The sequence below is a fragment of the Clostridium fessum genome (assembly GCF_027698965.1).
Lineage (GTDB): Bacteria > Bacillota > Clostridia > Lachnospirales > Lachnospiraceae > Otoolea > Otoolea fessa.
In genome coordinates, this window is record NZ_JAQEQF010000014.1 from 1 (window position 1) to 22,216 (window position 22,216).

Consider the following 22,216-nt stretch of genomic DNA (forward strand, 5'->3'; position numbering starts at 1 on the left):
ACATACTGTTCAGTTTTCAAGGTTCTTTGTTGTTGTCTCATTGACAGCTCATTTATATTACCACAAGCAGTTATCTTTGTCAACAACTTTTTTATTTTATTTTTCGCAACTGAGCTTTCGCTCAACAGCTTGAATATCATATCATAGGCAGTTGTCGTTGTCAACTATTTTTTCTTAATTTTCAAAACATTTTCGCAAATAAGAAAACCTGTGATATTCGATTTTCCCTGCATATGCAGACCAACGTCAAAACACGTTAGAGTTAGATTTTACCATTTCAGCATTAACTTGTCAAGCGATTTTCACTTGTTTTTTCGCTGACATATTCCATACAGAATCATTGCGCATCCTCGCGGAGCGTTTATCTCAGCCGAAGACCCAACTCCCACTGAGACAAATTTGCTATTACTCGCCACCTAAAGAGGTGGGAGTCTTCTCGACTGAAATAAAAAATTTGGCACACCTAACTCATCACTAAGTAGCGAGAATGCGGTGTGCCGTTTTTCAATATCACAGTTTTTCTCTATACGCTTTTAAATAATCCGTTTCACAACACCCATCAGGATGCTTCCAAGCATATTGTGGTCATACAGCCAGGTCAGCCAGATATTGCTTTCTATCTGGTTCAGGAAAAGTTCACCAATCGCCGTTGCCGAGAACAGTGTAATAAGCAGTGCTGCAATCCAGACGAAAAAGATCCCTTCCGCACCCCCCAGCACGGCACCTGCCAGACGGTTCAGTCCCGATATGATCGGCAGCCGGGAGACCACATTGAGCGATACGGACAGAACACGCAGTCCGCCGAACACGGCTGCAAACAGCAGAAAAAAACTTATAATATTGATCAGGCTGTTTGCCAGATAACGGCTGACGTAGTGGGTAAAGCTGCTTACACCCAGCGCCTCGTAAACTTCGCTGTTATTATTCTCCAGAAGCGCATCCTTTAACTGTTCCGGAAGCTCCATTTCTTCAATAATACTGCGCTGTACGGATGGCGGCGCCGCGTCAGCCGCCTCATTTTCCGCCTCATCGTCCTTTTGGATAAATTTCGACACGCTGTCCTCCACTGCCTGATAGACCACCTCATTGCTGCGAAGCAGATTCGCGACAGACGGCGCACCAAAATGAACCACCCCCAGCGACAGCACCAGGGAAACGGCTGAGACTGCCAGGCGGACGAATCCGCGGTAATGCCCGTACAGTACCATGGAAACCAGATAGACTGCCACCACCACGAACAGCCAGTTTTCTTTTATATAAGCACCCATTGTCTGATCGCCTCCGCTACGCCCTCTTCCCGGTTCGAAGCGGCAATCCGGTCTGCGCGTTCCTTTAAAAATGGGGCGCCATTTTCCATCGCCACGCCGATTCCTGCTGCCTCCAGCATGGGCCAGTCGTTTTCGCCGTCTCCAAATGCCATCGTCTCCTCCGCTTCAATTCCCAGATACTGACAGAGATTCCGCAGCCCGCTCCCCTTTGTGATGCCCGCCGCGTTGAGTTCCAGATTCCACGGAAGCGAGGAGGTCACCAGAACCTCCGGCATCGCTTCCAGCTTTGCCCGGACTGCCTGCTTGCTCTCCCGGTCCTTAAAATTTAAATTCATCTTCTGCACCGGGCATTTTTTCTCCCGCAGATACTCCACCATGTCAGTAACTGCCCGGCGCGTCGCCCGGATATAGGCGCATTCACGTTCCGGTATCCCGTATTCTTCCAGCTGTGCCAGCAATCGCGTCTCGCTGACGCCGCCCTCCGATACATACATATCGTAAATAACCGGATGCCGGCGCAGCACCTCAATCACCCGGATCGTCTCTTCCCAGCTCAGGCAGCTTTCCGACACCCAGATATTTTTCCCGAAATCCCGGACGACCGCCCCATTTGTAAATATGCCATAGTGGACGCCCGGCAGGCTCAAAACCTCCTCTGGCACTGCCGGGAGCGCGCGCCCGGTCGCCGGGACAATCTCAATCCCCCGCTGCGCGCACAGTTCCATCACCTGTCTTGTTTTTTCCGACACGTGCATTTTTTCATTTAACAGTGTCCCATCTAAATCGAGGGCTATTAACCGTGTTCCCATCTTTCTCTCCCGTATCTCTTTTTACTGTCCACTACCAGAAAACGCTGCCGGGAAGCATTCCCCCGCAGCGCTCTCTTTTGCTAATTAGTTTTAATTTTAAAATTTCTCGAATTGTTTTAATTAATCAAAGAAATGTTTCTCTTTCAGAATCAGAAGTCCATCCTTATCATATTTCGATGAGAACAGTCCGCTGAAGGATTTCTTCTCCGCCTTATCTGCAGCTTCCTCGATCAAATCTTCGGCACTTGTCTTGGTAAGCGGTTCTCCGTCCTCCTCCATCATCTCAGCGCGCTCGTACAGAGCCAGCATGCTCTTTCCCGAAATACTGCAGTCGATCTCCGATGCATATTTGCAGGCATACTGAACAAACTCCTCAACATCCATATCGCCGGACTTTTTGGACGGTTTCTCTTCCGGCTCATCCTCTGGATAATTGGAATACTCGTCGTCCTCGCGTTCGTCTTTATAGCTGTCTTTGTAATCGTCCTTATAATCATCACGATAGCCGCCACGCGCATAATCATCCTCCGGCTCATACTCGTCCTTCTCGTAGCGTTCTTCTTCGTCTTCATACTCCGGCTCGTCATCGCGTCTTGCCTCTTCCTGACGGCGCAGTTCTTCTCTCTGCCGCTCTGCCAGACGGCGATCTTCCTCCGCTTTACGCGCTTCTTCTGCCTCTTTGGCTGCCAGCGCCTGTGCTTCTGCCTTGGCGCGCTCTTCTTCCTCACGGCGGGCTGCTGCTTCCTGCTGTCTACGTTTTTCCTCTGCCTCTTTTTCTGCCTGACGGCGGATCTCCGCTTCACGCTCTGCCTGGCGTTTTCTGGCTGCTTCTGCTTCCTGCTGCGCCTGCTGGCGTTTCAGTTCTTCCTCGCGCGCCTGTGCCAGCTTCGCTGCATCGTCTTTCTGGTTTTCACAGCCGATATACTGGAAACGCTCTGCTAATGCCGGATATGCGCGGTGCATCTGCTCTAAACGTGCCTGCGTATCAATCAGAACAACGACCATTCCGGTTTCATCCTGTGTCATCAGTTCTTCCAGCTCTTCCACCGTCAAATCGTCCAGATCGGCTGCATGCTCGACCACCAGATCCTTGCCTGCCAGGCGCTCCGCCACCGATGCGATGCCGCGATGGGAAAGGTTTGCGCCGCTGATCTTGGCAACCGGATGCTTGGTCCCCAGCTCGCGGTGAATCTTTTTCAGGGAATCAAGTGCCATCGCAAGACCGGCCGCCGGATCTTCCGCCTCGATCATCAGATGATTCGATTCCTTGATCTCCTCTTCTTCCTCTTCCGGTTCGAAATCCCAGTCTTCCACTATGGTTTCCTCTTCCTCTTCAAATTCATGAATCGGAGCTTCCTCGCTCTTTTCCTCTGCCTCTGCCGGTTCCAGGTCGCGGAGATTCCTGAAAACACGTGTCTCCCCTTCGGATGCGCCCTCTTCCTCATCGTAAGGCTTGATCTTGGACACTTCTTTTGCCAGCGCTTCTTCCGCCTGTGCTTCATGAAGGCTTGCTACTACATCCTCGTCCAGCGCAGCCTTTTCTGCTTTCTCGTCCGCCGGTTTTGTCTCGGCTTTCGGTTTTCCAGCCTTCTCTTCTGGCTCTGCCTGCTCTGGCTGTCCCTCCGGCTCATTCTCCGGTTCGTCGTCCAGCTCTGCCTCCGGCTCATCCGTATCCAGATACTCTCCTTCCGGCTCCGGCTTGCGGTATGTACCGTTCTTGTACTCTTCTTCCACCGCACGCAGCTTCTCTTCGTACTTCTCGCGGTTTTCTACCAGATCCATCTGATATTTCGTCAGCGGCGCATACTGAAGTTTCAGTTCCATTGCCTTGTCCACATATTTGCCAAGACCGAACATCAGCATGATCTTGTCGCAGATCCGCACACAGTCGTCCGCCTGGTTCGCCTGATGATAAAGCTCTGCCAGGTGGTACAGCCATTTCTCATCCAGCTCTTCCTGACAATATCTCTCCAGAGAATTGATCTGCTGCTCTAACGGCGCATCCTTCGCCTCCAGAATCAGGAAACGAAGCAGATACTGGCGCGGGTCATCGCCGGACAGCTCACAGAACTCCCGGTAATATGCCTCTGCCTCCTGAATATTATTTTCACGCAGTGCAAGGTCAGTCAGCTTATATAAAAGCCCCTTTCCAAGCGGCGCTCTCTCATATGCCAGCAATAAAATATCCTTGGCATCCTGATACTCTGCATTTTTCTCATAAATCTGGGAAATCATCGTAAGCAGGCTGGTGCTGCGTACACGACGCCAGTCGATGGTATCGGCGATCTTCATCGCCGTCTCGAAATCTCCCTTGTTGACCAGTTTCTTAATCTGCTCTACCTTGATGTTAAACTCGTATTTATCCATCTTATGCATCTCCTAACTTCCTGCCGCGGCAGAAGTTTTATTGTCACTGTTCACGCATACGTGCCCAGTAACGTTTTATTTGCTCACCGGCTACAGCTCTGTACGCCCATCCAGCGCGCGCAGAAGCGTTACCTCATCAATATATTCCAAGTCGCCCCCAACCGGAACGCCGCTGGCGATTCGCGTCACCCGGATCCCTGTCGGTTTAATCAGCTTGCTCAAATACATCGCGGTCGTCTCGCCCTCCAGGCTTGAGTTGGTTGCGATAATGACCTCACGAACCTCCTCTTTCTGCAGGCGAGTCATCAGCTCCTTGAGCCGGATGTCGCCCGGCCCGATCCCCAGCATCGGGGAGATCGCCCCATGCAGCACATGATAGACCCCGTTGTATTTTCCTGTCTTTTCATATGCCGCCAGATCGCGCGTATTTTCCACCACCATGATCGTCTCATGATCACGCCGGTCGCTGCTGCAGATCGGGCACAGTTCCTTATCAGTCAATGTGCAGCACTCCTTGCAGTAACGCACATTCTGCTTGGCTTCCAGAATCGCGCCGGACAAGTGCCTGACCTGTTCTTCCGGCATATTGATGATATGAAATGCAAGACGCTGCGCCGATTTACTTCCGATTCCGGGAAGTTTTGACAATTCTTCGATTAGCTTGCTAATCTGGCTGCTGTAATAATCCATCGCTTAAAACGGGAATCCGCCTCCCAGACCGCCAAGGCCACCGGTCAACTGGGACATCATCTGGCTGCTGTCCTCTTCCGCCTGACGGAATGCCTCGTTGGTCGCCGCCACGATCAGATCCTCTAACATCTCGATATCATCCGGATCCACTACTTCCTCAGACAGTTTCACGGAAAGAACCTCTTTTTTACCAGATACGGTCACGGTTACAGCGCCGCCGCCCGCGGATGCGCTGTACTGCTTCTCCTCCAGCTCTTTCTGCTTCTCTTCCATCTGACGCTGCATTCTCTGCGCCTGCTTCATTAAATTGTTCATATTGCCCGGCATACCGCCTGGGAAACCGCCACGTTTTGCCATGGTGTCATTCCTCTCTTTCACTTCTTTTTATTTATATTCAGACTGGCTGCCGATTGCAGCCGGTTCTATATATCATATAAACCCACTAATATCATTTATCTGCATTTAATCACAGCTTCTTGCATTACAAAACAAGACTCATCTTTGGCAAGCTCCACTACACAGGATCATCCTCTTCGACAATCACATCGGTATGGATTGCGTTCTTTAAATCCTCATCACTGACATAAACCGTTCTTTGCGGCACAGCAGATGATTCTAAACGGACTTTAAATTGCAGAGTCTTTTTGTATTTTTCTTGCACTACTTCCTGCAAATTCTTAAGCTCAGGCTCCCGATTGATAATTCCAAACGTATTTTCATCTGTACACACAATGCAAAGGCAGCCTTCGCCCGCCGGTTCTACACTTGTCTTGGGAAGACTGAGTCTAATCGAACCCACAAGCTGGCTCAGGGACGCAATCCGTCCCCATTCTTTCCGCATCAGCATCAGATCTTCGTACTGTGCCGGCGGAAGGGATACTGTCTTCGGCTCAGGCGGCGTTTCCACCACAGCCGTTTTGGAGGATGCCGCCTGCCCCGCTGCCGGTGCAAGGGACGCCAGTTTCTGTAGATTGTCCGGTATTTCCTGCATTTTCTGCTCTAATAGCGTAATCCGCTGTAAAATGGAATCAAGATTCTGTTCCATCGACGGCGTCGTCAGCTTGATAAAGGCAATCTCCACCAGAATCCGCTTCTGCGACGCGTAGCGCAGCTGCCCGGAAAGCTCCGAGAAAATACGGATGTAACGCATCAGCGTTTCCGTATCAACGTCTGCCGCCTCTTCCTTTAAAACTGCCAGATTTTCCTCCGACATATCGAGCATATCGCCCGGTTCGTCGGTCGTCTTGGCAATCAGGAGATTTCGCATATACCAGACGAAATCGTTGACGAGCTGCGAAAGATCACGCCCCTGGATGATCATTTCCTCAATCTCACGGATGCACGCCTTCGTATCACTTGCAAGCACCGCCTGAAACAGCTTGCTGAACACGCGGTTATCGACCGCGCCCAACACCTCGAGCACATTGTCATACGTCAGCTTTTCTCCGAAATGGAACGCCACGCACTGATCGAGAAGACTTAACGCATCTCGCATCGAGCCATCCGCCGCACGTGCCACATACCTAAGTGCCCGATCGTCTACATCGATCTGCTCCGCCTGCGTCAGCTCCGCCAGCCGTCCCGCGATGGTATCGATCGAGATCCGCTTGAAATCATATCTCTGGCACCGGGACAGGATCGTGATCGGGATCTTGTGGACCTCCGTCGTCGCCAAGATAAATATAACGTAGGACGGCGGTTCTTCCAGCGTCTTTAAGAGCGCATTGAACGCGCCGATCGAAAGCATATGAACCTCGTCAATGATGTAGACGCGGTAGCGCCCATCCGTCGGCGGGTACTGCACCTGCTCCCGGATATCACGGATATTTTCCACACCATTGTTGGATGCCGCATCGATCTCCACCACATTGAGGGAAGCTCCTTCCGCAATCTGGCGGCACATACTGCACTCGCCGCAGGGGCTGCCGTCCACCGGATGCTCACAGTTGACTGCCCGTGCAAAGATCTTGGCAATACTCGTCTTACCGGTTCCGCGCGTCCCACAGAAGAGGTACGCGTGCCCGATCCGCCCGGAGTTGATCTGATTTTTCAGGGTCTTTACGATATGGTCCTGACCCCGGACCTCTTCAAAGGACGTCGGACGCCATTTTCTGTACAGTGCTGTATATGACATAAACTACTACTTCCTTACTATTCGTCGCCGAAGCTGATGCCTACATCCTTAGCTTCCCGGATAATATCGCTCTTCGGATCGACCATCTTTAATTTACCGGCAATGTCCGCAAGCGGAATTTTTTCAATCTTATTGTTGTTTAAAGCGACCATATAGCCGTATTCTTTGCGGCGGATCATCTCTGCTGCCTCCGCGCCGAGGCGCGTCGCAATCACGCGGTCATACGGGCATGGCTCGCCTCCGCGCTGCATATGCCCCGGAACCGTCACACGGATCTCCTGCCCCGTCCGCTCGGAAATCTGGGCGCCCAGCTCGTAAGCGACCGACGGATAAACCGGTCCATTTTTCTTCTTTTCTTTTAATTCTTTCTTGGTCAGGGCTGCATTTTCCTTGGAAATCGCGCCCTCTGCGACCGCCAAAATCGTGAAATTCTTGCCATTTTTAGTACGGCTGCGGATCGCATTTACCACCACATCAATATCATACGGGATCTCCGGCAGGAGAATGATGTCAGCTCCGCCCGCGATGCCTGCATAGAGCGCCAGCCATCCCACCTTGTGGCCCATGATCTCCACGATGAAGACTCTGCCATGAGACGCCGCCGTCGTATGAATACAGTCGATGGCATTGGTCGCTACATCAACCGCACTATGGAATCCAAACGTAAGATCGCTGCCCCAGAGATCATTGTCTATGGTCTTCGGAAGAGAAACGATATTGAGTCCTTCCTCCCGCAGCAGATTTGCCGTCTTCTGGCTGCCGTTGCCGCCTAAAATGACGAGACATTCCAGTTTTAGCTTATAATAGGTGTGTTTCATCGCTTCCACTTTATCCAGACCGTTCTCGTCCGGCGTCCGCATCAGCTTGAAAGGCTGTCTGGAAGTTCCCAGAATCGTACCTCCGCGTGTCAGAATCCCGGAAAAATCCGACTGTTTCATAATCCGGTAGTCTGCATACATAAGACCTTTATAGCCGTCTTCAAATCCAACTATCTCTATGTCATCGAACATCTTGTACAGCGATTTTGCCACGCCTCGCATCGTCGCATTTAAGCTCTGGCAGTCGCCGCCGCTGGTTAACATACCGATTCTTCTCATGAGCGCTTTCCCTTTCTTCATAACCGTCCAGTACCTTCACAGTTACCCTTATTCTAAGTTTCCAACAACCCCCATATCAGGATAAACTACACCCATTTTGTAATTATAATACAATCATATCCCGCGGGCAAGAAAAAATTCCTTACAAATATCATAGACATAAAAATACCGGGATACGCGCTTTTAATCTGCCCCGGCACGGTATTCCTACCCCCTGGCAAATCAAATTCCACATATCCCGGCTATATTCACACACCTGCAAAAATGCTTGTTTCTGTATCTATTATTTTCTATTTTTTATTTCATAGGAAGCAATTTCCTATGAAATAAAAAAATCCGCACGCCCGGCTTCGAACGTATGCCATGGACGTTACCCTGACAGTTAACTCGGTCCAGGCTGCCTTGCGGCACACAGAAGCTTCTGCTTAGTGCTGCTGCATTCCTGCCCTGACACGGTTCACAGATTTCTGTTGCGCAAGACCCAGACTTCAACGCCACTTTTCAGGGGCAGCCCCACAGTAAAAACGCCCTCGGTCGGACAACACCCCTGCTATAGCGGATTGCAGGTACAGGGCACCGCTAACTCCCCGGCTGTGCGGAAACTTTATGACTTGATCTTATATGACGGAATGACTTGCAGACCGTCAGCCTGTTTAGTATACATGGCAGCCGCCGTTTTGTCAAGCCGGAGCTTGACTAACAAGCATTGTATAAAAATACACAAGAATACATTTTATTGTTTTTTTATCATTTTTTATCCCAGAATCTTGCAACAGAAGAAAGAAATCATTATAATAGGTATAAATCTAGCGACTGCAAAAAGTCAAACAGTTACTAAATCATAAAATTCTGTAAGATTGGAGCAACGATTATGGAAAAGAAAAATATCGACTGGAGCAACATCGGTTTCGGCTATATGCCAACGGATTACCGCTATGTTTCCATGTACCAGAATGGTTCCTGGGACGAAGGCGTCCTTACCTCCGACCCGAATATTACCTTGAATGAATGTGCCTGTGTTCTGCAGTATGCACAGACTTGCTTCGAGGGTCTGAAAGCGTATACGACCGAAGACGGCCATATCGTTACGTTCCGTCCTGACTTAAACGGCGAGCGTATGGAGAATTCCGCAAAAGGTCTTGAAATGCCGCCATTCCCGAAGGAGCGCTTCGTAGACGCCATCACAAAAGTAGTAGAAGCCAACGCAGCATTCGTACCGCCGTATGGTTCCGGTGCAACCCTGTACATCCGCCCGTATATGTTCGGTTATGATTCCATCATCGGCGTTAAACCGGCAAACATCTATCAGTTCCGCGTATTCTGTACACCGGTTGGCCCGTACTTCAAGGGCGGCGCTAAACCGATCACCATCCGCGTCAGCGATTTCGACCGTGCAGCACCTCACGGAACCGGTCACATCAAAGCCGGATTAAACTACGCGATGAGCCTGCATGCGATCGTCGATGCTCATAAGAACGGTTTCGATGAGAACATCTACCTGGATCCGCAGACACGTACCAAGATCGAGGAGACCGGCGGCGCAAACGTTATCTTTATCACCAAAGACGGCAAGCTGGTAACTCCGAAGTCCAACAGCATCCTTCCGTCTATCACACGCCGTTCTATCCTGCAGGTTGCAAGAGATTACCTTGGCATGGAGACCGAAGAGCGTGAAGTATACTTAGACGAAGTAAAAGATTTCGCAGAGTGCGGTCTGTGCGGTACCGCAGCTGTTATCTCCCCGGTTGGCAAGATCGTTGACCACGGCAAGGAAATCTGTTTCCCGGCAGGTATGGAGAAGATGGGTCCGGTTACCCAGAAACTCTACGAGACACTGACCGGCATCCAGATGGGTCACATCAAAGCTCCGGAGGGCTGGATCCACGTAATCAAATAAGGACTGTATTTTTCGGTTTGAATGGGAAATATGGAATGCAAAAAGCTGGTGGAAATCATTCACCAGCTTTTTCTTCTTTCTTCTTTTTTCTCTTTTCACGCAATTCTTTGAAAAATTCTTTCAACATCATCGAACATTCCTCGCCCAAAAGTCCTTCTTCTGTCTCCACCTGATGATTGAATCTTTTTTCATCCAGAAGATTCAGTACCGAACCGGCGCAGCCGGCTTTCGGGTTCATGGAACCGATGTAAACTTTTGGAATCCGCGCCTGCACGATCGCCCCTGCGCACATCGGGCATGGTTCCAACGTCACGTACAGCTCACATTCTTCCAGGCGCCAGTCGCCCATGCGCTTGCACGCTTTTTTGATTGCCGCGATCTCCGCATGTGCCAGCGCGCTATGATCGACCATCCGACGGTTGTAACCCCTGCCGATGATTTTGTCCTCATACACGATCACGCAGCCGATCGGCACTTCTCCGAGCGCCCAGGCTTTCTTCGCCTCGCGGATCGCCGCTTTCATATATTTCTCTTCCTGTGTCAATTTTGCTGCCACTGTTTTTTCCTCTTTCTTGTTTTATATATTTCTATCTTTTCCTCCATTCAAATTTATCCGCTTCCAACAACAGACATCCTTATCTCAGTTTCCCGGCAAGTTTGCTCCGCTGCCAACCAAACACCTGAAAGCATTTGACCTATATCCATCCTACCCAGAAAAGCTATCCTTTGTCAAGAGTTCTGTAAAAGGAGCGACCGGCTTTTATGTAAAATTCAAATCCGTATACCAATACCCGAACCGGCTGTCGCGCGGCGGCTGGCGGGTGGAACGGACAAAGCGGTCAAAGCCGAACATCGCCGCCATATATTTTTCATTGTTTCCATAATGTCCCGGCACGCCCAGAATGTAGCGCCCCCGTTCGCCGGGTTTCCCCAGTCTCGCCAGAATCAGATATCGGTAGTTGTAGTAACCGTGCAGAAGAAAGCTGTTATTTCCATACACCCAGTTTTCCCGCGGCAGAAGCCCGATATCCTGCGGTTTGATTACCAGAATCTCGCAGCCGTCGGCGCATTCGAAGGCGGTTACTTTGGGATAGGCAGCACGCAGACGGTTCCAGAGGGACTCGGCGGGATCTTCTTTCGGAAATTCCTTGGATGAATCTGGTTGCGGTTGTTTTTGATTTTGAGAGCCTGGCTGAAATGCTTCTTGATGGTCTGGTGGAGAATCTGGAAGCGCCTCTTTCCGGACTTCCCGGGTGGATTCTTGAGAATCTTTCCGCCGTGCTTCTGTCTGTGCTTCCTGATAGGATTCCTGAAAACTTTCCTTCGGTGTCTCCGTTTGCACTTCTTGAGTGGATTCCTGAAAACTTTCTTGCGGTGTTTCCGTTTGCGTTTCCTGAACAACTTCTGCCTCTTGATGATCGGATGTTTCTGAGATATCTGGAACCGCTTCCATGGTTTCCGTGTCCTCGAAAATCTCCAGGTTTGAATCCTCCAGCTTTTCTGGCTGGGGCTGGCTGATTCCGAAGTCCGTTTCGTTTATATTCACAGCTTCTTTCTTCTCTGTCTCCGTGGATGTGTCCTGATTCTCCATTTCTCCCGACCGGGTAAGTTCTGACGCCTCATCCAATTTTTCTTTCCCTACAGACGCACTGTTCACTTCCCCAGATACATTCTCTGCCAGTTTCCGCGTTGCCTCTTCCTTCTCTGCTTCCTGCTCCCGCACTTTCTCAGCAGTCACATCCGCCAGCTCAACCTCTGCCGCATGCGCGACGGCATCTTCCCAGATCGTCGTATAGGCACGCCATGCGCTGTCCGTCTCATGAAGAGTCAGACCACAGCACTCTTCCATATTGCAGCCGCTTCCTTCAATATTTTCACAATTGACGACGGCACGGAACTCCCCATTTCCGCCACGGACAAACAGGGTGCCGATACGGATCTCCTCCTGCCCTGCCAGAAGGTATACGCCGATCGGGCTGCCGCCCGCAAAGACACGGCGGACGCTGACCTGAATCCGGCAGGAAGTTCCCCGCGTCTCCAATTTCGCAAATCCCGTATTTTTCCCTTTGATTCCGCCCTCGTATGCATAGATATATGATATTAACCGATGATATGCAGACATGTTTTCACTCCTTTGCTTTGTATTATATGCAAAAGAAGCGCCGGTTTATGACAGGATTTCTATATCCTGATATAAACCAACGCTACAAATACGTCCGTATAACGAAAAATCGGGAACAGTTAAAAACTGTTCCCGATACTGCCGGCGACCGGAATCGAACCGGTACGAAGTTTAACCCTCGCAGGATTTTAAGTCCTGTGCGTCTGCCAGTTCCGCCACGCCGGCATCATGATTACTCATGACTGGCACAAAGCCAAATGGATGGAGGTGGATTCGAACCACCGAAGCGAGACGCAACAGATTTACAGTCTGCCCCCTTTGGCCACTCGGGAACCCATCCAAAATTGCTCTGACAGTTGAAGATTATAACATGGCTGTCTCAAAAAAGCAAGTGTTTTTATATATTTTATTTAATATTTTTATTTCCATTTTTTCCTGCTTTTGATTCTTCTCGCTCAACTGCCAGAAATCATATATCTTGTCGAAGCCGCATTTCCTACAATGCCGTATCATTTCCCGTCAAAACGATACTTCCGACCGGTGGGATTTTCACCTCGATATAGCCGTCCTTTACCTCATGTTCAACCTGTCCGGCGTTGTAACCGTCCTCATAGGTCATCATTTCCCGGCGCAGGACCGCCCCGTCGCGCGCCCCGATCTGCCAGACCGGAATCTTGAGCGTCAGCCAGTCATCACCTGTATTGACCGCCGTCACGCCGCAGCACGCGCCGCCAGCTCTCTGAGCACTCTGAAAACGTCCATAGGAAATATAGCCATCTCCCGCCGCCAGCGCTTTCAGGGAACCATTTCTAAATGCCGGACAGCGTTTCCGGATGCCGCTCATGTAGCGGTGGAACTCGATCAGCTCCAGGTTTTCCCCGCCCCACGGGTACGTCCGGCGGCTGTCCGGATCGGTCCATCCACAGACGCCCGCTTCGTCACCGTAATAGATCGTCGGTGCGCCCGGCCAGGTCATCTGCATGACAACACCCTGGCGGAAAATGCCATAGCTGATGCCCTCCTCCGCTGCTTTTGCACCTGCCGACGCAAGACGGCCCACCCGGCGGTTTGTCCGCGTCATAAAGCGGGAGTGATCGTGGTTGGACAGCTCGTTCATTGCACACTGCATGGAAGCCGTCGGCATTTCACTCATATGGTAGCGCATCGCCTCAAAAAAGGCGCATCCATCCCCAAACAGCGCCGGATTTTCTTCGTCACTGTGCTTCTCCATCCCGGTCAGAAACCATGACAGCGGCTCCATAAACGCATCATAATTCATGACCGTATCCCACTGATCGCCCTTCAGCCAGTCATACGGGCTGCCGTAATGTTCCGCGATCATGACCGCCTCCGGATTTGCCTCCTTGACTGCCGCGCGGAAATCACGCCAGAACTGATGGTTCATCCCGGCGCTCCGCCCCAGATCTGCCGCCACATCCAGCCGCCAGCCATCTGCTCCAAACGGCGCCGACACCCATTTTTTCGCAATCCCCAGAATGTACTGGTACAATTCCAGCGATTCCTCGTAATTGAGCTTCGGAAGCGTCGCGTGTCCCCACCAGCCGTCGTAGCTGTCATTAAACGGCCAGGCATTTTCATTGTGGAATTGAAAAAAATGGCGATACGGGCTGTCTGCCGAGACATATGCCCCCTGCGGATAGCCGCCCGCGTGCTGGTACAGAAGTTCCGCATCCAGCCATTTATTGAAAGAACCACAATGGTTGAACACACCGTCCACCAGCACCCGGATTCCCCGCTTGTGTGCTTCCTCAATCAGGCGGGCAAAAAAGGCATCGCTCGCCTCCAGGTTCTGCTCATCCGCCGTCCGCGTCATATATTTATGTGCGCGGTCATTGTCCGTATCTTCCGGGCACACCAGCCCGTCTGCGTCCTCCAGAATCACTCCATAATGCGGATCGATATGGTCGTAGTCCTGACAGTCATACTTATGGTTCGACGGTGATACAAATACCGGATTTAAGTAGATTGCTTCTATCTTGAGACTCTTTAAATAATCAAGTTTATCTAAAACACCCTGCAGATCACCGCCGTAAAACCGTCCCACATCGAGTGTACTGATCGGTTCCTTCCAGTCCGTCACCCGGGTGACCGGCTTTTTCAGATAAATATATTCATTGGTTTCCGTATCGTTTGTAGGATCGCCGTTGCAGAACCGATCCACATAGATCTGATACATCAGCGCGCCCTTGCTCCACTCCGGCACATGAAATCCCGGAATCAGGCGGAACGGGTGCGCCGCCGCATCCTCTGTCAGCCCGATCCGGTTGTAAAGACAGACGTTCTCGCCCCAGGTTACCTGAAATACATACGAAAATGTTTTCGTTCCCAGAGTCAGCGCACAGCTGTAGTAATCAAAACGGCTGTCTGACTTGTCAGCCATACCGCTACCATCTATGCCTCGATTTGTATCTGCACCGTTTCCAACGCTGCCAGCACAGCACTCCCACGAAAGCCGTTTCATCTGCCACTCCTGCAAAAGCGCCCCGGTCTCCGGGTCATATTCCAGCAGTACAACCGCATCTGCTCCATTTTTCTCTGTTCTGAAATAAAATGTAACGACTTCACCCGCATCTGCCTCCGAAGGACAACGGTAATCCTCTGTCTCGTCGCAAAATAGCGCGTCGCGATTGATCTGCTCCATCTGTTTCCCTTTCCAGCGGTTTCACCGCTTTCACAATCATGTTATTTTCTGCCCATATTTTACAGGATTTCCCAAAATTACACAAGTTATTTTCACGCCCCTAATTTTAGGTAATAAAAAAGAATGTGCCTTGGCACATTCGGGCGTCTCGCGCGGTCGCTTGCGACATGTTTCTGCTTCGCGCGAGTGCGCATCCCCGCGGAGCGTTTTTTATTTCATAGGACGTAATTTCCTATGAAATAAAAAAGGTCAGCGGGGTAGCTGACCTTTTTAGGAGAAGGTATTTCGTTTTATGGGGTGTAGCAAAAACTATATAATGTATTGGGGGGGGGTTACGTCTATTATAATAGCATAGGAGTGAAAATAAGTGTGCACAAACATCGTTTTATTTCGATTTCTTTTTTGTGCAAATCAGCACTCTCTCCCGAAATGTCCAGCAAAATCCGCCTGAAATTTGCATAAAAGAAGGTGCCACCACTGCCATTTCCATCTATCCGATGGCTGTCCGGGATGTCTCCCGCACATTCTGGCAGCTGACTGGCACCTTTTTTCAGGCTTATTTCCAGACCTGTTTCATGCTTTGAACTTTTTATGCTTCTGTCACCGGAGTTTCAGCTTCCCCTGACGGCTTTTCTCCATCCTGGAACAGCGCTTCAAACTCAGCCTGACCGATCTTCTCTTTCTCCATCAGCAGGGCACAGCAGGAATGAAGCACATCTTCATGGTCGAGAATGATCCGTTTTGCCTTGGCGTAGCACTCATCGATGATGCGCTTTACCTCGCTGTCGATCTCGCTCGCCACTTCCTCGCTGTAGGTTCTCGTATGCGCCAGGTCGCGGCCAATAAAGACCTCGTTGTTGTCGCCGCCGTAGTTGATCATGCCCAGTTTCTCTGACATACCATACTCGGTTACCATCGCGCGCGCCATCGAGGTCGCCTGCTTGATATCTTGGGAAGCGCCGGTCGTGATGTCGTCAAAGATAATCTCCTCGGCGATTCGTCCGCCCAGCGAAACCATGATATTTTGAAGCATTCTGCCCTTCGTCATATGAAGCTCATCCTGCTCTGGAAGCGGCATCGTATAGCCTGCCGCACCAACGCCGGTCGGAATGATCGAAACGGTATGAACCGGTCCCACATCCGGGAGGACATGGAACAGAATCGCATGACCTGCCTCATGGTATGCGGTAATCTTCTTATCTTTCTCGGAAATCACCTTGCTGCGCTTCTCAGCGCCAATTCCCACTTTAATAAAGGCTTTCTCAATATCCGTCTGGGTCAGAAACTTACGTCCCTCTTTTGCGGTATTGATCGCCGCCTCATTCATCAGGTTTTCCAGATCAGCTCCGGTAAATCCGGCGGTTGTCTGCGCGATGCGGTGTAAATCCACATCCTCGCCTAGCGGTTTTTCCTTCGTATGGACGCCGAGAATCTCCTCGCGTCCCTTGACGTCCGGTCGTCCGACTGCCACCTTTCGGTCAAATCTGCCCGGCCGCAGAATCGCCGGGTCGAGAATATCCACGCGGTTCGTCGCCGCCATGACGATGATGCCCTCATTGACTCCGAAACCATCCATCTCAACCAGGAGCTGGTTGAGCGTCTGCTCTCGCTCGTCGTGACCGCCGCCCATGCCGGTACCACGCTGTCTGGCAACCGCATCGATCTCATCGATAAAGACAATACACGGGGCATTTTTCTTGGCTTCCTCAAACAAGTCGCGGACACGGGATGCGCCGACACCGACGAACATTTCAACAAAATCCGAACCGGAAATCGAGAAGAACGGAACGCCTGCCTCACCCGCCACCGCTTTGGCAAGCAGGGTTTTACCGGTTCCTGGAGGTCCGACTAAGATCACGCCCTTCGGGATGCGCGCCCCGACGCCGGTGTATTTCTGCGGATTTTTCAGGAAATCTACGATCTCCTCCAGTTCCTCTTTCTCCTCTTCCAGACCGGCAACTTTGGTAAAGTTGACCTTGCTGGTCGATACCATCCGGGCACGGCTGCGTCCAAAATTCATCATCTTGGCATTTGCCCCGCCGCCGGAACGGGAATTGATAAACATAAACAGGAAGATCAGGACGCCTGCGGACAAAGCGATCGGCAGGATCACCGTCATAAAATAGCTATCCTGGCGGACGCTGGTGGTCGTGTACGGAACCCCCGCCTTGCGCAGCGCCATCTCTACTTCCTTCACATCCAGCACATTGAATTCCTCCCGGTCGCCGGAGGTTGTCTCAAAAACAACCTCACCGGTCGGCACCTCGCGGTTCGGGCGGATCTGTGCGCTCTCTACGGTCTTATTCTCCAGATATACCATGAACTCCGGATAGCTTAATTCCCGCTCCGTCGCCATTCCAGGGACTTTCAACGAGAAAAACATGATAACGAGCAGCATGAGGATCAGAAGCCCCACGCCTCCCATCGACTGACGTTGTTTCAACTGGCTTCCTCCTTATACTTCCACAACACCGATGTACGGCAGGTTGCGGTATTTCTGATCGTAATCCAGGCCGTAACCTACGACAAACTCATCCGGGATTGTAAAGCAGGTATATTTAACCTGAACCTGTTTTTTCACGCGGCGCTCCGGCTTGTCAAGCAGGGTGCACAGCTCGATATTTTTCGGATTCCTCTGTTTTAATACCTCGATCAGATATGCCAGGGTGCGTCCGGAATCGATAATGTCCTCCACGATGATGACATTCTTGCCCTCCAGCGGCTCGTCCAGATCCTTGATAATCTTTACCACACCGCTTGACTTGGTGTCGGAACCGTAGCTGGATACAGACATGAAATCCAGGGAAACCGGAATAGTCAGGCGTTTTGCCAGTTCGCAGGTAAAAAATACGCCGCCCTTTAAGATACAGATCAGGTGGACTTCCTTTCCCTCATAATCTTTGTTGATCTGTGCTGCCACTTCACTGATCTTCTTGTTTACTTCTTCTTCCGTTAATAATACACGAATCTTATCAGCCACTGCTTTTTCCTCCGTTAAATTCCACCTCAAGGATGGTTTTTGTCTGTTCTGTTATCTTATAATATGCGCTGATCCGGTGCCCCACTATCCACAGGATATGTTTTTCTTCCGCCAGAAGCCAGATTTGCTCCCGCTCCTGTCTCGGAATTTTCTCATCGATCATCCAGGATTTCAGCGTCTTCCGACCGCCGGACGGCAGTGTCAGGTAGTCCCCCGGCTGCCGGTGTCTCAGCGATAAGGTACCTTTTATTCTATCATAGTCAAACCATTTCGTATACTGGTTTTTCGGAAATTCATCCCCATTTTCACAGGGGAAAGTATGCATCTGCAAAAGATTCCCATTCTGGATACCCGGAAGCAAAACCCCTTTTCTTTCCCCTGGATGACTAAGCGGGCGCACTTCAAGAAATCCATATATATTTACCGCCCGGAACCCATGCGGCAGCGAAATACTCTTTCCGGTTCCCTGGTACAGAAGTTCCCGCACCGCCTGCACATGCGTCTCCGTCACGTCCCGGAGCGGCATTTTGCTCTTTAAAAACAACCGCCGCACGATATAACCCTGCACAATCTCCGCCTGTTCTGCCAGCGCTCCTGCATCCGCCTTTCCATCCGGTGCATGCTTTTGAAGCCATTCTTCTGCCACCTCTTCCAGATAGGCATCTGCCTGCCGGATGCGTCTGCCCGCCTGGTCGATATGACGGACTGCCTGTGCATTCAGGCGCTCTTCTACCGCCGGAAGCAGTTCATTCCGAAGCCAATTGCGGCTGTATTCACTCTCCTGGTTCGTCGAGTCCTCGACCCAGTCCTGTCCCTGCTGCAAAAGCCAGGTCTGAATCTCGCTCCGCTGCGCCCAGAGAAGAGGACGGATGATGCGCCCCCGCACCGGAGCAATGCCGGAAAGCCCGGTCAGACCGCTTCCGCGGAACAGGTTAAAAAGAACCGTTTCCGCATTATCATCCGCATGGTGGGCGGTGGCGATGTGAACCCGGGCGGCTGCCGCCTCTTTTCTCTCCGCATTCTCCGATGTCAAATCCGGATACATCTCTTTCTCCCACGCAAGCGCCGTCTCCTCATACAGGCGGTACCGCGCCTGCCGTCCCGCCTCCTCGACGGAACATTTCCGGTCAAGCGCCTCTTTCGCCGCATCGATGCGGAACTCATAAAAAGGAATTTCCAGCCGTTCACACAGCATCCGTGAAAATGCCGCGTCCCGATCCGCCTCCGCGCCGCGCAGCCCGTGATGGACATGGAGCGCCCGCAGGGAAATCTGAAACGTCTCCCGCAGCTTCCAGAGCACCAGCAAAAGACCGACGGAATCCGCTCCCCCGGATAAACCGACCAGAACGCCATCCCCCGGCCTGGTCATATGATTTTGTCTCATATAAATTTCTGTTTGTTTCTGCATTCTTTTATATTTCTTTTTATCCCTCTTAACATCCACTCGTAACTACTGTTCCGTACCTTCACAGTATAACGGATCTCCTCTTATTTCTCAACCTGCCAGATTCTACGTTACTGTTCACGCATACGTGCCCAGTAACTACCCACGTTCCAGCACCGTCCCGACCAACACTGTGCAGTCATCCACCACACCCCCGTCCGAAAGCCCGGACGCAAACGCCAGGATCTGTTCTGCCAGTTCCTGCGGGTTGCCGCCGGAAAGGTTTGATATAAATTCCATGAACGTCTCTTCCTTGTGTTCCCCCGGCATCGCTTCGAGAATACCGTCGCTTATCATAATGATTTTTTCGCCGTCCCACATTTTCCGCGACATCAGAACCGGCTCCGCGTTCTGTACGATTCCCATCGGCAGCCCGCCTGCTTCCAGAAACTCAACGCCCTCACGCCCCAGAATAAAGGTCGGCACCGCGCCCAGCTTCATCGCTTCCAGCACACCTGTCCCCAGATCGATACAACATAGATCGATTGTTGCCGGATTCTGCTCCGTACCCGCCAGCAGAAGCACCGTATTTACCAATTTGAGCGCCGATCGTGCCGAAAATCCCGTCTCCAGCAGGCGCTGGGTCAGCTCAATGACCTTCTCGCTGTCCTCGCTGGCGCTTCTGCCGCTTCCCATACCGTCCGACAGGCTCATAATCACCTGCCCCGGAAGCCCGGTCTGCACCGTACACGTATCGCCTGAAATCGGTTCACCCTCCCTGGGGCTGCACGCCATGCCGTACACCATCCGGTATTTACCTTCTTCCACAAAACGGAAGGTCGCCGCATTGCGGGTGATCAGGCTTTTGCTGTCTTTCGCCACACTCCAGTGGCTTCCGGCGATCGCGCGTCCCAGAAGTTCCGCCACATCCCGCGCCGTCATGCATCGCCCGTTGACGCTGCGGAGTGTGAGAAACGCCTCCTTCTGCTGATTTTCATATTGAAGCACCAGCATGTTGTCCACGCGCAGATGGCTTCTGCGGAGTATCCCTGAAAGCACCTCCTCCCAGGATGCCGTCACATCCGCCGCCTGTTCCATCTGGTTGGAAAATTCCTCCAGAATCGCCGCCAGCTCCCGGAACTGGACGATCACCGCGTCCCGGCTTTCCAGAAAACGGTTTTTCCATCCCAGATTCATCGTCGCCCGCCCGAGACTCCGGTTCAATTCCCGCAAATATGCCTCTCTCTGGGAACAGATCTCATGAAACAGGCGAGGCATGTCCTCCAGGTCGATTTTCCCTTTCTGCTCGAACGTCCGAAGCAGATAATAGAGATAATAACTGTCGTCCCGGCGGCTGCCATAATACAGGTTGCACCGTGTACAATCGCCGCATACCGCCGACGCCGCCGTCTGCATTGCCGCCAGTCCGTCCTCCTTCGTCAGATGCCCCTGCCCGCCGATCTCATCCGCAAACGCCTGCGCCAGACCACCCAGTGACAGCGCCATGCTCTTTAAACGTCTTGCCGTGTAGACGTTGACATCCGCCATATCTCTATGTAAAGTTCTCCGTTTAAGCACAAAAATCCCTCCTAACCTGTATAACGCCATTATATACAGGCTGGAGGGAAATATTTGTCAAACGGAGGGAGCAAAACCAGGGAAAACTTCGACATTTTCCGACACATTCAGGAATGCTGCTCCCCTGTGTGGCATGCCCCGGACATTCTATGATGCACCGCAAGCCTAATTCGAATTGGACGGTTTGAGCAGGATCTCATTGCGGTTTACAAGTCCCAGCTTCTCCTTCGCTACCTTCTCGATATACTGCTTGGTCTGCACGTATACCCGGTATTCCTCAAGCTGTTTGGCACGTTCTTCTTCTTTCGCAACCTGCGCCTCCAGATTTTCCTCGCGAATTGAATAGCTCTTATCCTTTTCCTTGAGATCGATGCCCTTGATGTGCACGGCAGCCGCCAGACTCAGCACTACCATCGTAACGCCCACAAGCGCCATCCGGTTGTTTAAATTATCCTTTTTCTTTTTCCGCACATTTCCACCCGGTCTGCCTTCCGACATCTGTCTACGCATTCTCATCTCACTTCCTTTCCATGTTTTCTGCCTGTCCCCTTGTTGTACGTTTCTTTCCGGTCTTCTGGCTTTTTTTGCCTCTTCTTTTCATTTTAATCCATCCGCTGCATTTTTTCAATACCGCAAACAAAAGACGGCTGCCCGTCCGGTCATAAAACACCATGCCGCCGAGCACGCCCGCCACCGCATAGCCGCGCAAGACTCCGTCATTCTGCCCGAACAAAAGCCGGAACGTCGCAAAGCTGGCAAAAAGCCAATACGCCGCATCCTCCATGCCTGTCCAAAATGAGCCGTGCCGTACCAGCCACCGGAAGATCCTAAGCCCGTCATACATCATCATCAGCGCGATTCCCGTACACACACTGCCGCCAAGCAGCCATATTTCCCCTCTCACCGTCCCGCTCATCCGCCACCGCCTAACGGAACAGCCGTCCAAAGAACGACTCCTGCGATTTCCGGTGGGACTCGTTGCAGGAATACGAAAAGCTTTCAAACTCGCCCTCAATATCCACTTCGCCCTTTTCCAACGTCAGACGGCTCACATGCAGCGCCTTCCCACGCACCGTCAGAAGCCCCATGTTTGTATCGAGAATCATCTGGTTCTCATCAAATGACACCACATCCTGGATCCCCGTCACACTCCCCTTTTCCCGGTTCAGAAGCTCCAGCTTGTGAGGTCTGGCATCCAATTTTTCTTCCATGCAAAAAACCTCCCAAT

18 protein-coding genes, 2 tRNA genes and 1 other RNA gene are annotated in these 22,216 nt (G+C 51.5%); 1 reads left to right on the forward strand and 20 read right to left on the reverse strand.

Annotated features, from left to right (window positions below; translation table 11 throughout):
- Positions 1 to 533 precede the first annotated feature (533 nt).
- From PG862_RS14100 to ffs, 8 genes are all read right to left on the reverse strand, one after another.
- A complete protein-coding gene (locus PG862_RS14100; protein ID WP_270707828.1) occupies positions 534 to 1,268 on the reverse strand; it encodes a CvpA family protein in 735 nt (244 codons plus the stop codon).
- Positions 1,253 to 2,077, reverse strand: coding sequence for a Cof-type HAD-IIB family hydrolase (locus PG862_RS14105; protein ID WP_117796670.1), 825 nt, complete (start codon positions 2,075 to 2,077; stop codon positions 1,253 to 1,255). Before PG862_RS14105 ends, PG862_RS14100 begins: the two co-directional genes overlap by 16 nt.
- 120 nt (positions 2,078 to 2,197) lie before the next feature.
- A complete protein-coding gene (locus PG862_RS14110; RefSeq protein WP_270707830.1) occupies positions 2,198 to 4,444 on the reverse strand; it encodes a procyclic acidic repetitive family protein in 2,247 nt (748 codons plus the stop codon).
- Positions 4,445 to 4,534: 90 nt separating this feature from the next.
- Positions 4,535 to 5,134: a recombination mediator RecR gene (recR, locus tag PG862_RS14115; RefSeq protein ID WP_022359051.1), complete on the reverse strand. Its 600-nt coding sequence runs from the start codon at positions 5,132 to 5,134 to the stop codon at positions 4,535 to 4,537.
- A 3-nt stretch (positions 5,135 to 5,137) separates the two neighbouring features.
- Positions 5,138 to 5,491, reverse strand: a complete 354-nt coding sequence (locus PG862_RS14120; RefSeq protein ID WP_022359050.1) for a YbaB/EbfC family nucleoid-associated protein — start codon at positions 5,489 to 5,491, stop codon at positions 5,138 to 5,140.
- Positions 5,492 to 5,648: 157 nt separating this feature from the next.
- On the reverse strand, positions 5,649 to 7,268 hold the full coding sequence (dnaX, locus tag PG862_RS14125; protein WP_270707833.1) for a DNA polymerase III subunit gamma/tau: 1,620 nt from the start codon (positions 7,266 to 7,268) through the stop codon (positions 5,649 to 5,651).
- A 17-nt stretch (positions 7,269 to 7,285) separates the two neighbouring features.
- Positions 7,286 to 8,365, reverse strand: coding sequence for a 6-phosphofructokinase (locus PG862_RS14130; protein ID WP_117796688.1), 1,080 nt, complete (start codon positions 8,363 to 8,365; stop codon positions 7,286 to 7,288).
- Positions 8,366 to 8,701: 336 nt separating this feature from the next.
- Positions 8,702 to 8,964, reverse strand: an RNA gene (ffs, locus tag PG862_RS14135) — signal recognition particle sRNA large type.
- 272 nt (positions 8,965 to 9,236) lie between these two features.
- Here ffs and PG862_RS14140 point away from each other — a divergent pair.
- Positions 9,237 to 10,262 carry a branched-chain amino acid aminotransferase gene (locus PG862_RS14140; protein ID WP_118293773.1) on the forward strand — a complete coding sequence of 342 codons (1,026 nt, stop codon included), beginning with the start codon at positions 9,237 to 9,239 and terminating at the stop codon, positions 10,260 to 10,262.
- A gap of 55 nt (positions 10,263 to 10,317) precedes the next feature.
- On the opposite strand, the gene tadA is transcribed toward PG862_RS14140, so the two are convergent.
- From tadA to yabP, 12 genes are all read right to left on the reverse strand, one after another.
- Positions 10,318 to 10,818 (reverse strand): tRNA adenosine(34) deaminase TadA, encoded by a 501-nt coding sequence (tadA, locus tag PG862_RS14145; RefSeq protein ID WP_353956891.1) that lies wholly within the window; start codon positions 10,816 to 10,818, stop codon positions 10,318 to 10,320.
- 204 nt (positions 10,819 to 11,022) lie between these two features.
- On the reverse strand, positions 11,023 to 12,384 hold the full coding sequence (locus PG862_RS14150; RefSeq protein ID WP_118524762.1) for a DUF6128 domain-containing protein: 1,362 nt from the start codon (positions 12,382 to 12,384) through the stop codon (positions 11,023 to 11,025).
- 139 nt (positions 12,385 to 12,523) lie between these two features.
- A tRNA-Leu gene (locus PG862_RS14155) sits at positions 12,524 to 12,609 on the reverse strand.
- Between the two features lie 33 nt (positions 12,610 to 12,642).
- Positions 12,643 to 12,724: transfer RNA gene (locus PG862_RS14160), tRNA-Tyr, on the reverse strand.
- A gap of 156 nt (positions 12,725 to 12,880) precedes the next feature.
- Positions 12,881 to 15,046: a glycoside hydrolase family 13 protein gene (locus PG862_RS14165; RefSeq protein WP_270707836.1), complete on the reverse strand. Its 2,166-nt coding sequence runs from the start codon at positions 15,044 to 15,046 to the stop codon at positions 12,881 to 12,883.
- Between the two features lie 589 nt (positions 15,047 to 15,635).
- On the reverse strand, positions 15,636 to 17,471 hold the full coding sequence (gene ftsH / locus PG862_RS14170) for an ATP-dependent zinc metalloprotease FtsH (RefSeq protein ID WP_456064262.1): 1,836 nt from the start codon (positions 17,469 to 17,471) through the stop codon (positions 15,636 to 15,638).
- Between the two features lie 30 nt (positions 17,472 to 17,501).
- Positions 17,502 to 18,026, reverse strand: coding sequence for a hypoxanthine phosphoribosyltransferase (hpt, locus tag PG862_RS14175; protein WP_022360393.1), 525 nt, complete (start codon positions 18,024 to 18,026; stop codon positions 17,502 to 17,504).
- Entirely contained in the window at positions 18,019 to 19,395 is a 1,377-nt protein-coding gene (tilS, locus tag PG862_RS14180; protein ID WP_270707838.1) for a tRNA lysidine(34) synthetase TilS, read from the reverse strand. The genes hpt and tilS overlap by 8 nt, the downstream gene beginning before the upstream one ends.
- 174 nt (positions 19,396 to 19,569) lie before the next feature.
- A complete protein-coding gene (locus PG862_RS14185) occupies positions 19,570 to 20,988 on the reverse strand; it encodes a SpoIIE family protein phosphatase (RefSeq protein ID WP_118293769.1) in 1,419 nt (472 codons plus the stop codon).
- A 165-nt stretch (positions 20,989 to 21,153) separates the two neighbouring features.
- Positions 21,154 to 21,498 carry a septum formation initiator gene (locus tag PG862_RS14190; protein WP_182457082.1) on the reverse strand — a complete coding sequence of 115 codons (345 nt, stop codon included), beginning with the start codon at positions 21,496 to 21,498 and terminating at the stop codon, positions 21,154 to 21,156.
- A 7-nt stretch (positions 21,499 to 21,505) separates the two neighbouring features.
- Complete coding sequence (yabQ, locus tag PG862_RS14195) at positions 21,506 to 21,904, reverse strand: spore cortex biosynthesis protein YabQ (protein WP_022360388.1); 399 nt, start codon at positions 21,902 to 21,904, stop codon at positions 21,506 to 21,508.
- Between the two features lie 10 nt (positions 21,905 to 21,914).
- Positions 21,915 to 22,199, reverse strand: a complete 285-nt coding sequence (gene yabP, locus PG862_RS14200) for a sporulation protein YabP (protein ID WP_022360387.1) — start codon at positions 22,197 to 22,199, stop codon at positions 21,915 to 21,917.
- Positions 22,200 to 22,216 lie beyond the last annotated feature (17 nt).

Excerpts from the sequence above, each read along its gene's own strand:
- PG862_RS14100 (WP_270707828.1), bottom strand. The coding sequence starts at position 1,268 with ATGGGTGCTTATATAAAAGAAAACTGGCTGTTCGTGGTGGTGGCAGTC.
- PG862_RS14105 (WP_117796670.1), bottom strand. The coding sequence starts at position 2,077 with ATGGGAACACGGTTAATAGCCCTCGATTTAGATGGGACACTGTTAAAT.
- PG862_RS14110 (WP_270707830.1), bottom strand. The coding sequence starts at position 4,444 with ATGGATAAATACGAGTTTAACATCAAGGTAGAGCAGATTAAGAAACTG.
- recR (WP_022359051.1), bottom strand. The coding sequence starts at position 5,134 with ATGGATTATTACAGCAGCCAGATTAGCAAGCTAATCGAAGAATTGTCA.
- PG862_RS14120 (WP_022359050.1), bottom strand. The coding sequence starts at position 5,491 with ATGGCAAAACGTGGCGGTTTCCCAGGCGGTATGCCGGGCAATATGAAC.
- dnaX (WP_270707833.1), bottom strand. The coding sequence starts at position 7,268 with ATGTCATATACAGCACTGTACAGAAAATGGCGTCCGACGTCCTTTGAA.
- PG862_RS14130 (WP_117796688.1), bottom strand. The coding sequence starts at position 8,365 with ATGAGAAGAATCGGTATGTTAACCAGCGGCGGCGACTGCCAGAGCTTA.
- PG862_RS14140 (WP_118293773.1), top strand. The coding sequence starts at position 9,237 with ATGGAAAAGAAAAATATCGACTGGAGCAACATCGGTTTCGGCTATATG.
- PG862_RS14150 (WP_118524762.1), bottom strand. The coding sequence starts at position 12,384 with ATGTCTGCATATCATCGGTTAATATCATATATCTATGCATACGAGGGC.
- PG862_RS14165 (WP_270707836.1), bottom strand. The coding sequence starts at position 15,046 with ATGGAGCAGATCAATCGCGACGCGCTATTTTGCGACGAGACAGAGGAT.
- ftsH (WP_456064262.1), bottom strand. The coding sequence starts at position 17,471 with ATGGGAGGCGTGGGGCTTCTGATCCTCATGCTGCTCGTTATCATGTTT.
- tilS (WP_270707838.1), bottom strand. The coding sequence starts at position 19,395 with ATGACCAGGCCGGGGGATGGCGTTCTGGTCGGTTTATCCGGGGGAGCG.
- PG862_RS14190 (WP_182457082.1), bottom strand. The coding sequence starts at position 21,498 with ATGCGTAGACAGATGTCGGAAGGCAGACCGGGTGGAAATGTGCGGAAA.
- yabQ (WP_022360388.1), bottom strand. The coding sequence starts at position 21,904 with ATGAGCGGGACGGTGAGAGGGGAAATATGGCTGCTTGGCGGCAGTGTG.
- yabP (WP_022360387.1), bottom strand. The coding sequence starts at position 22,199 with ATGGAAGAAAAATTGGATGCCAGACCTCACAAGCTGGAGCTTCTGAAC.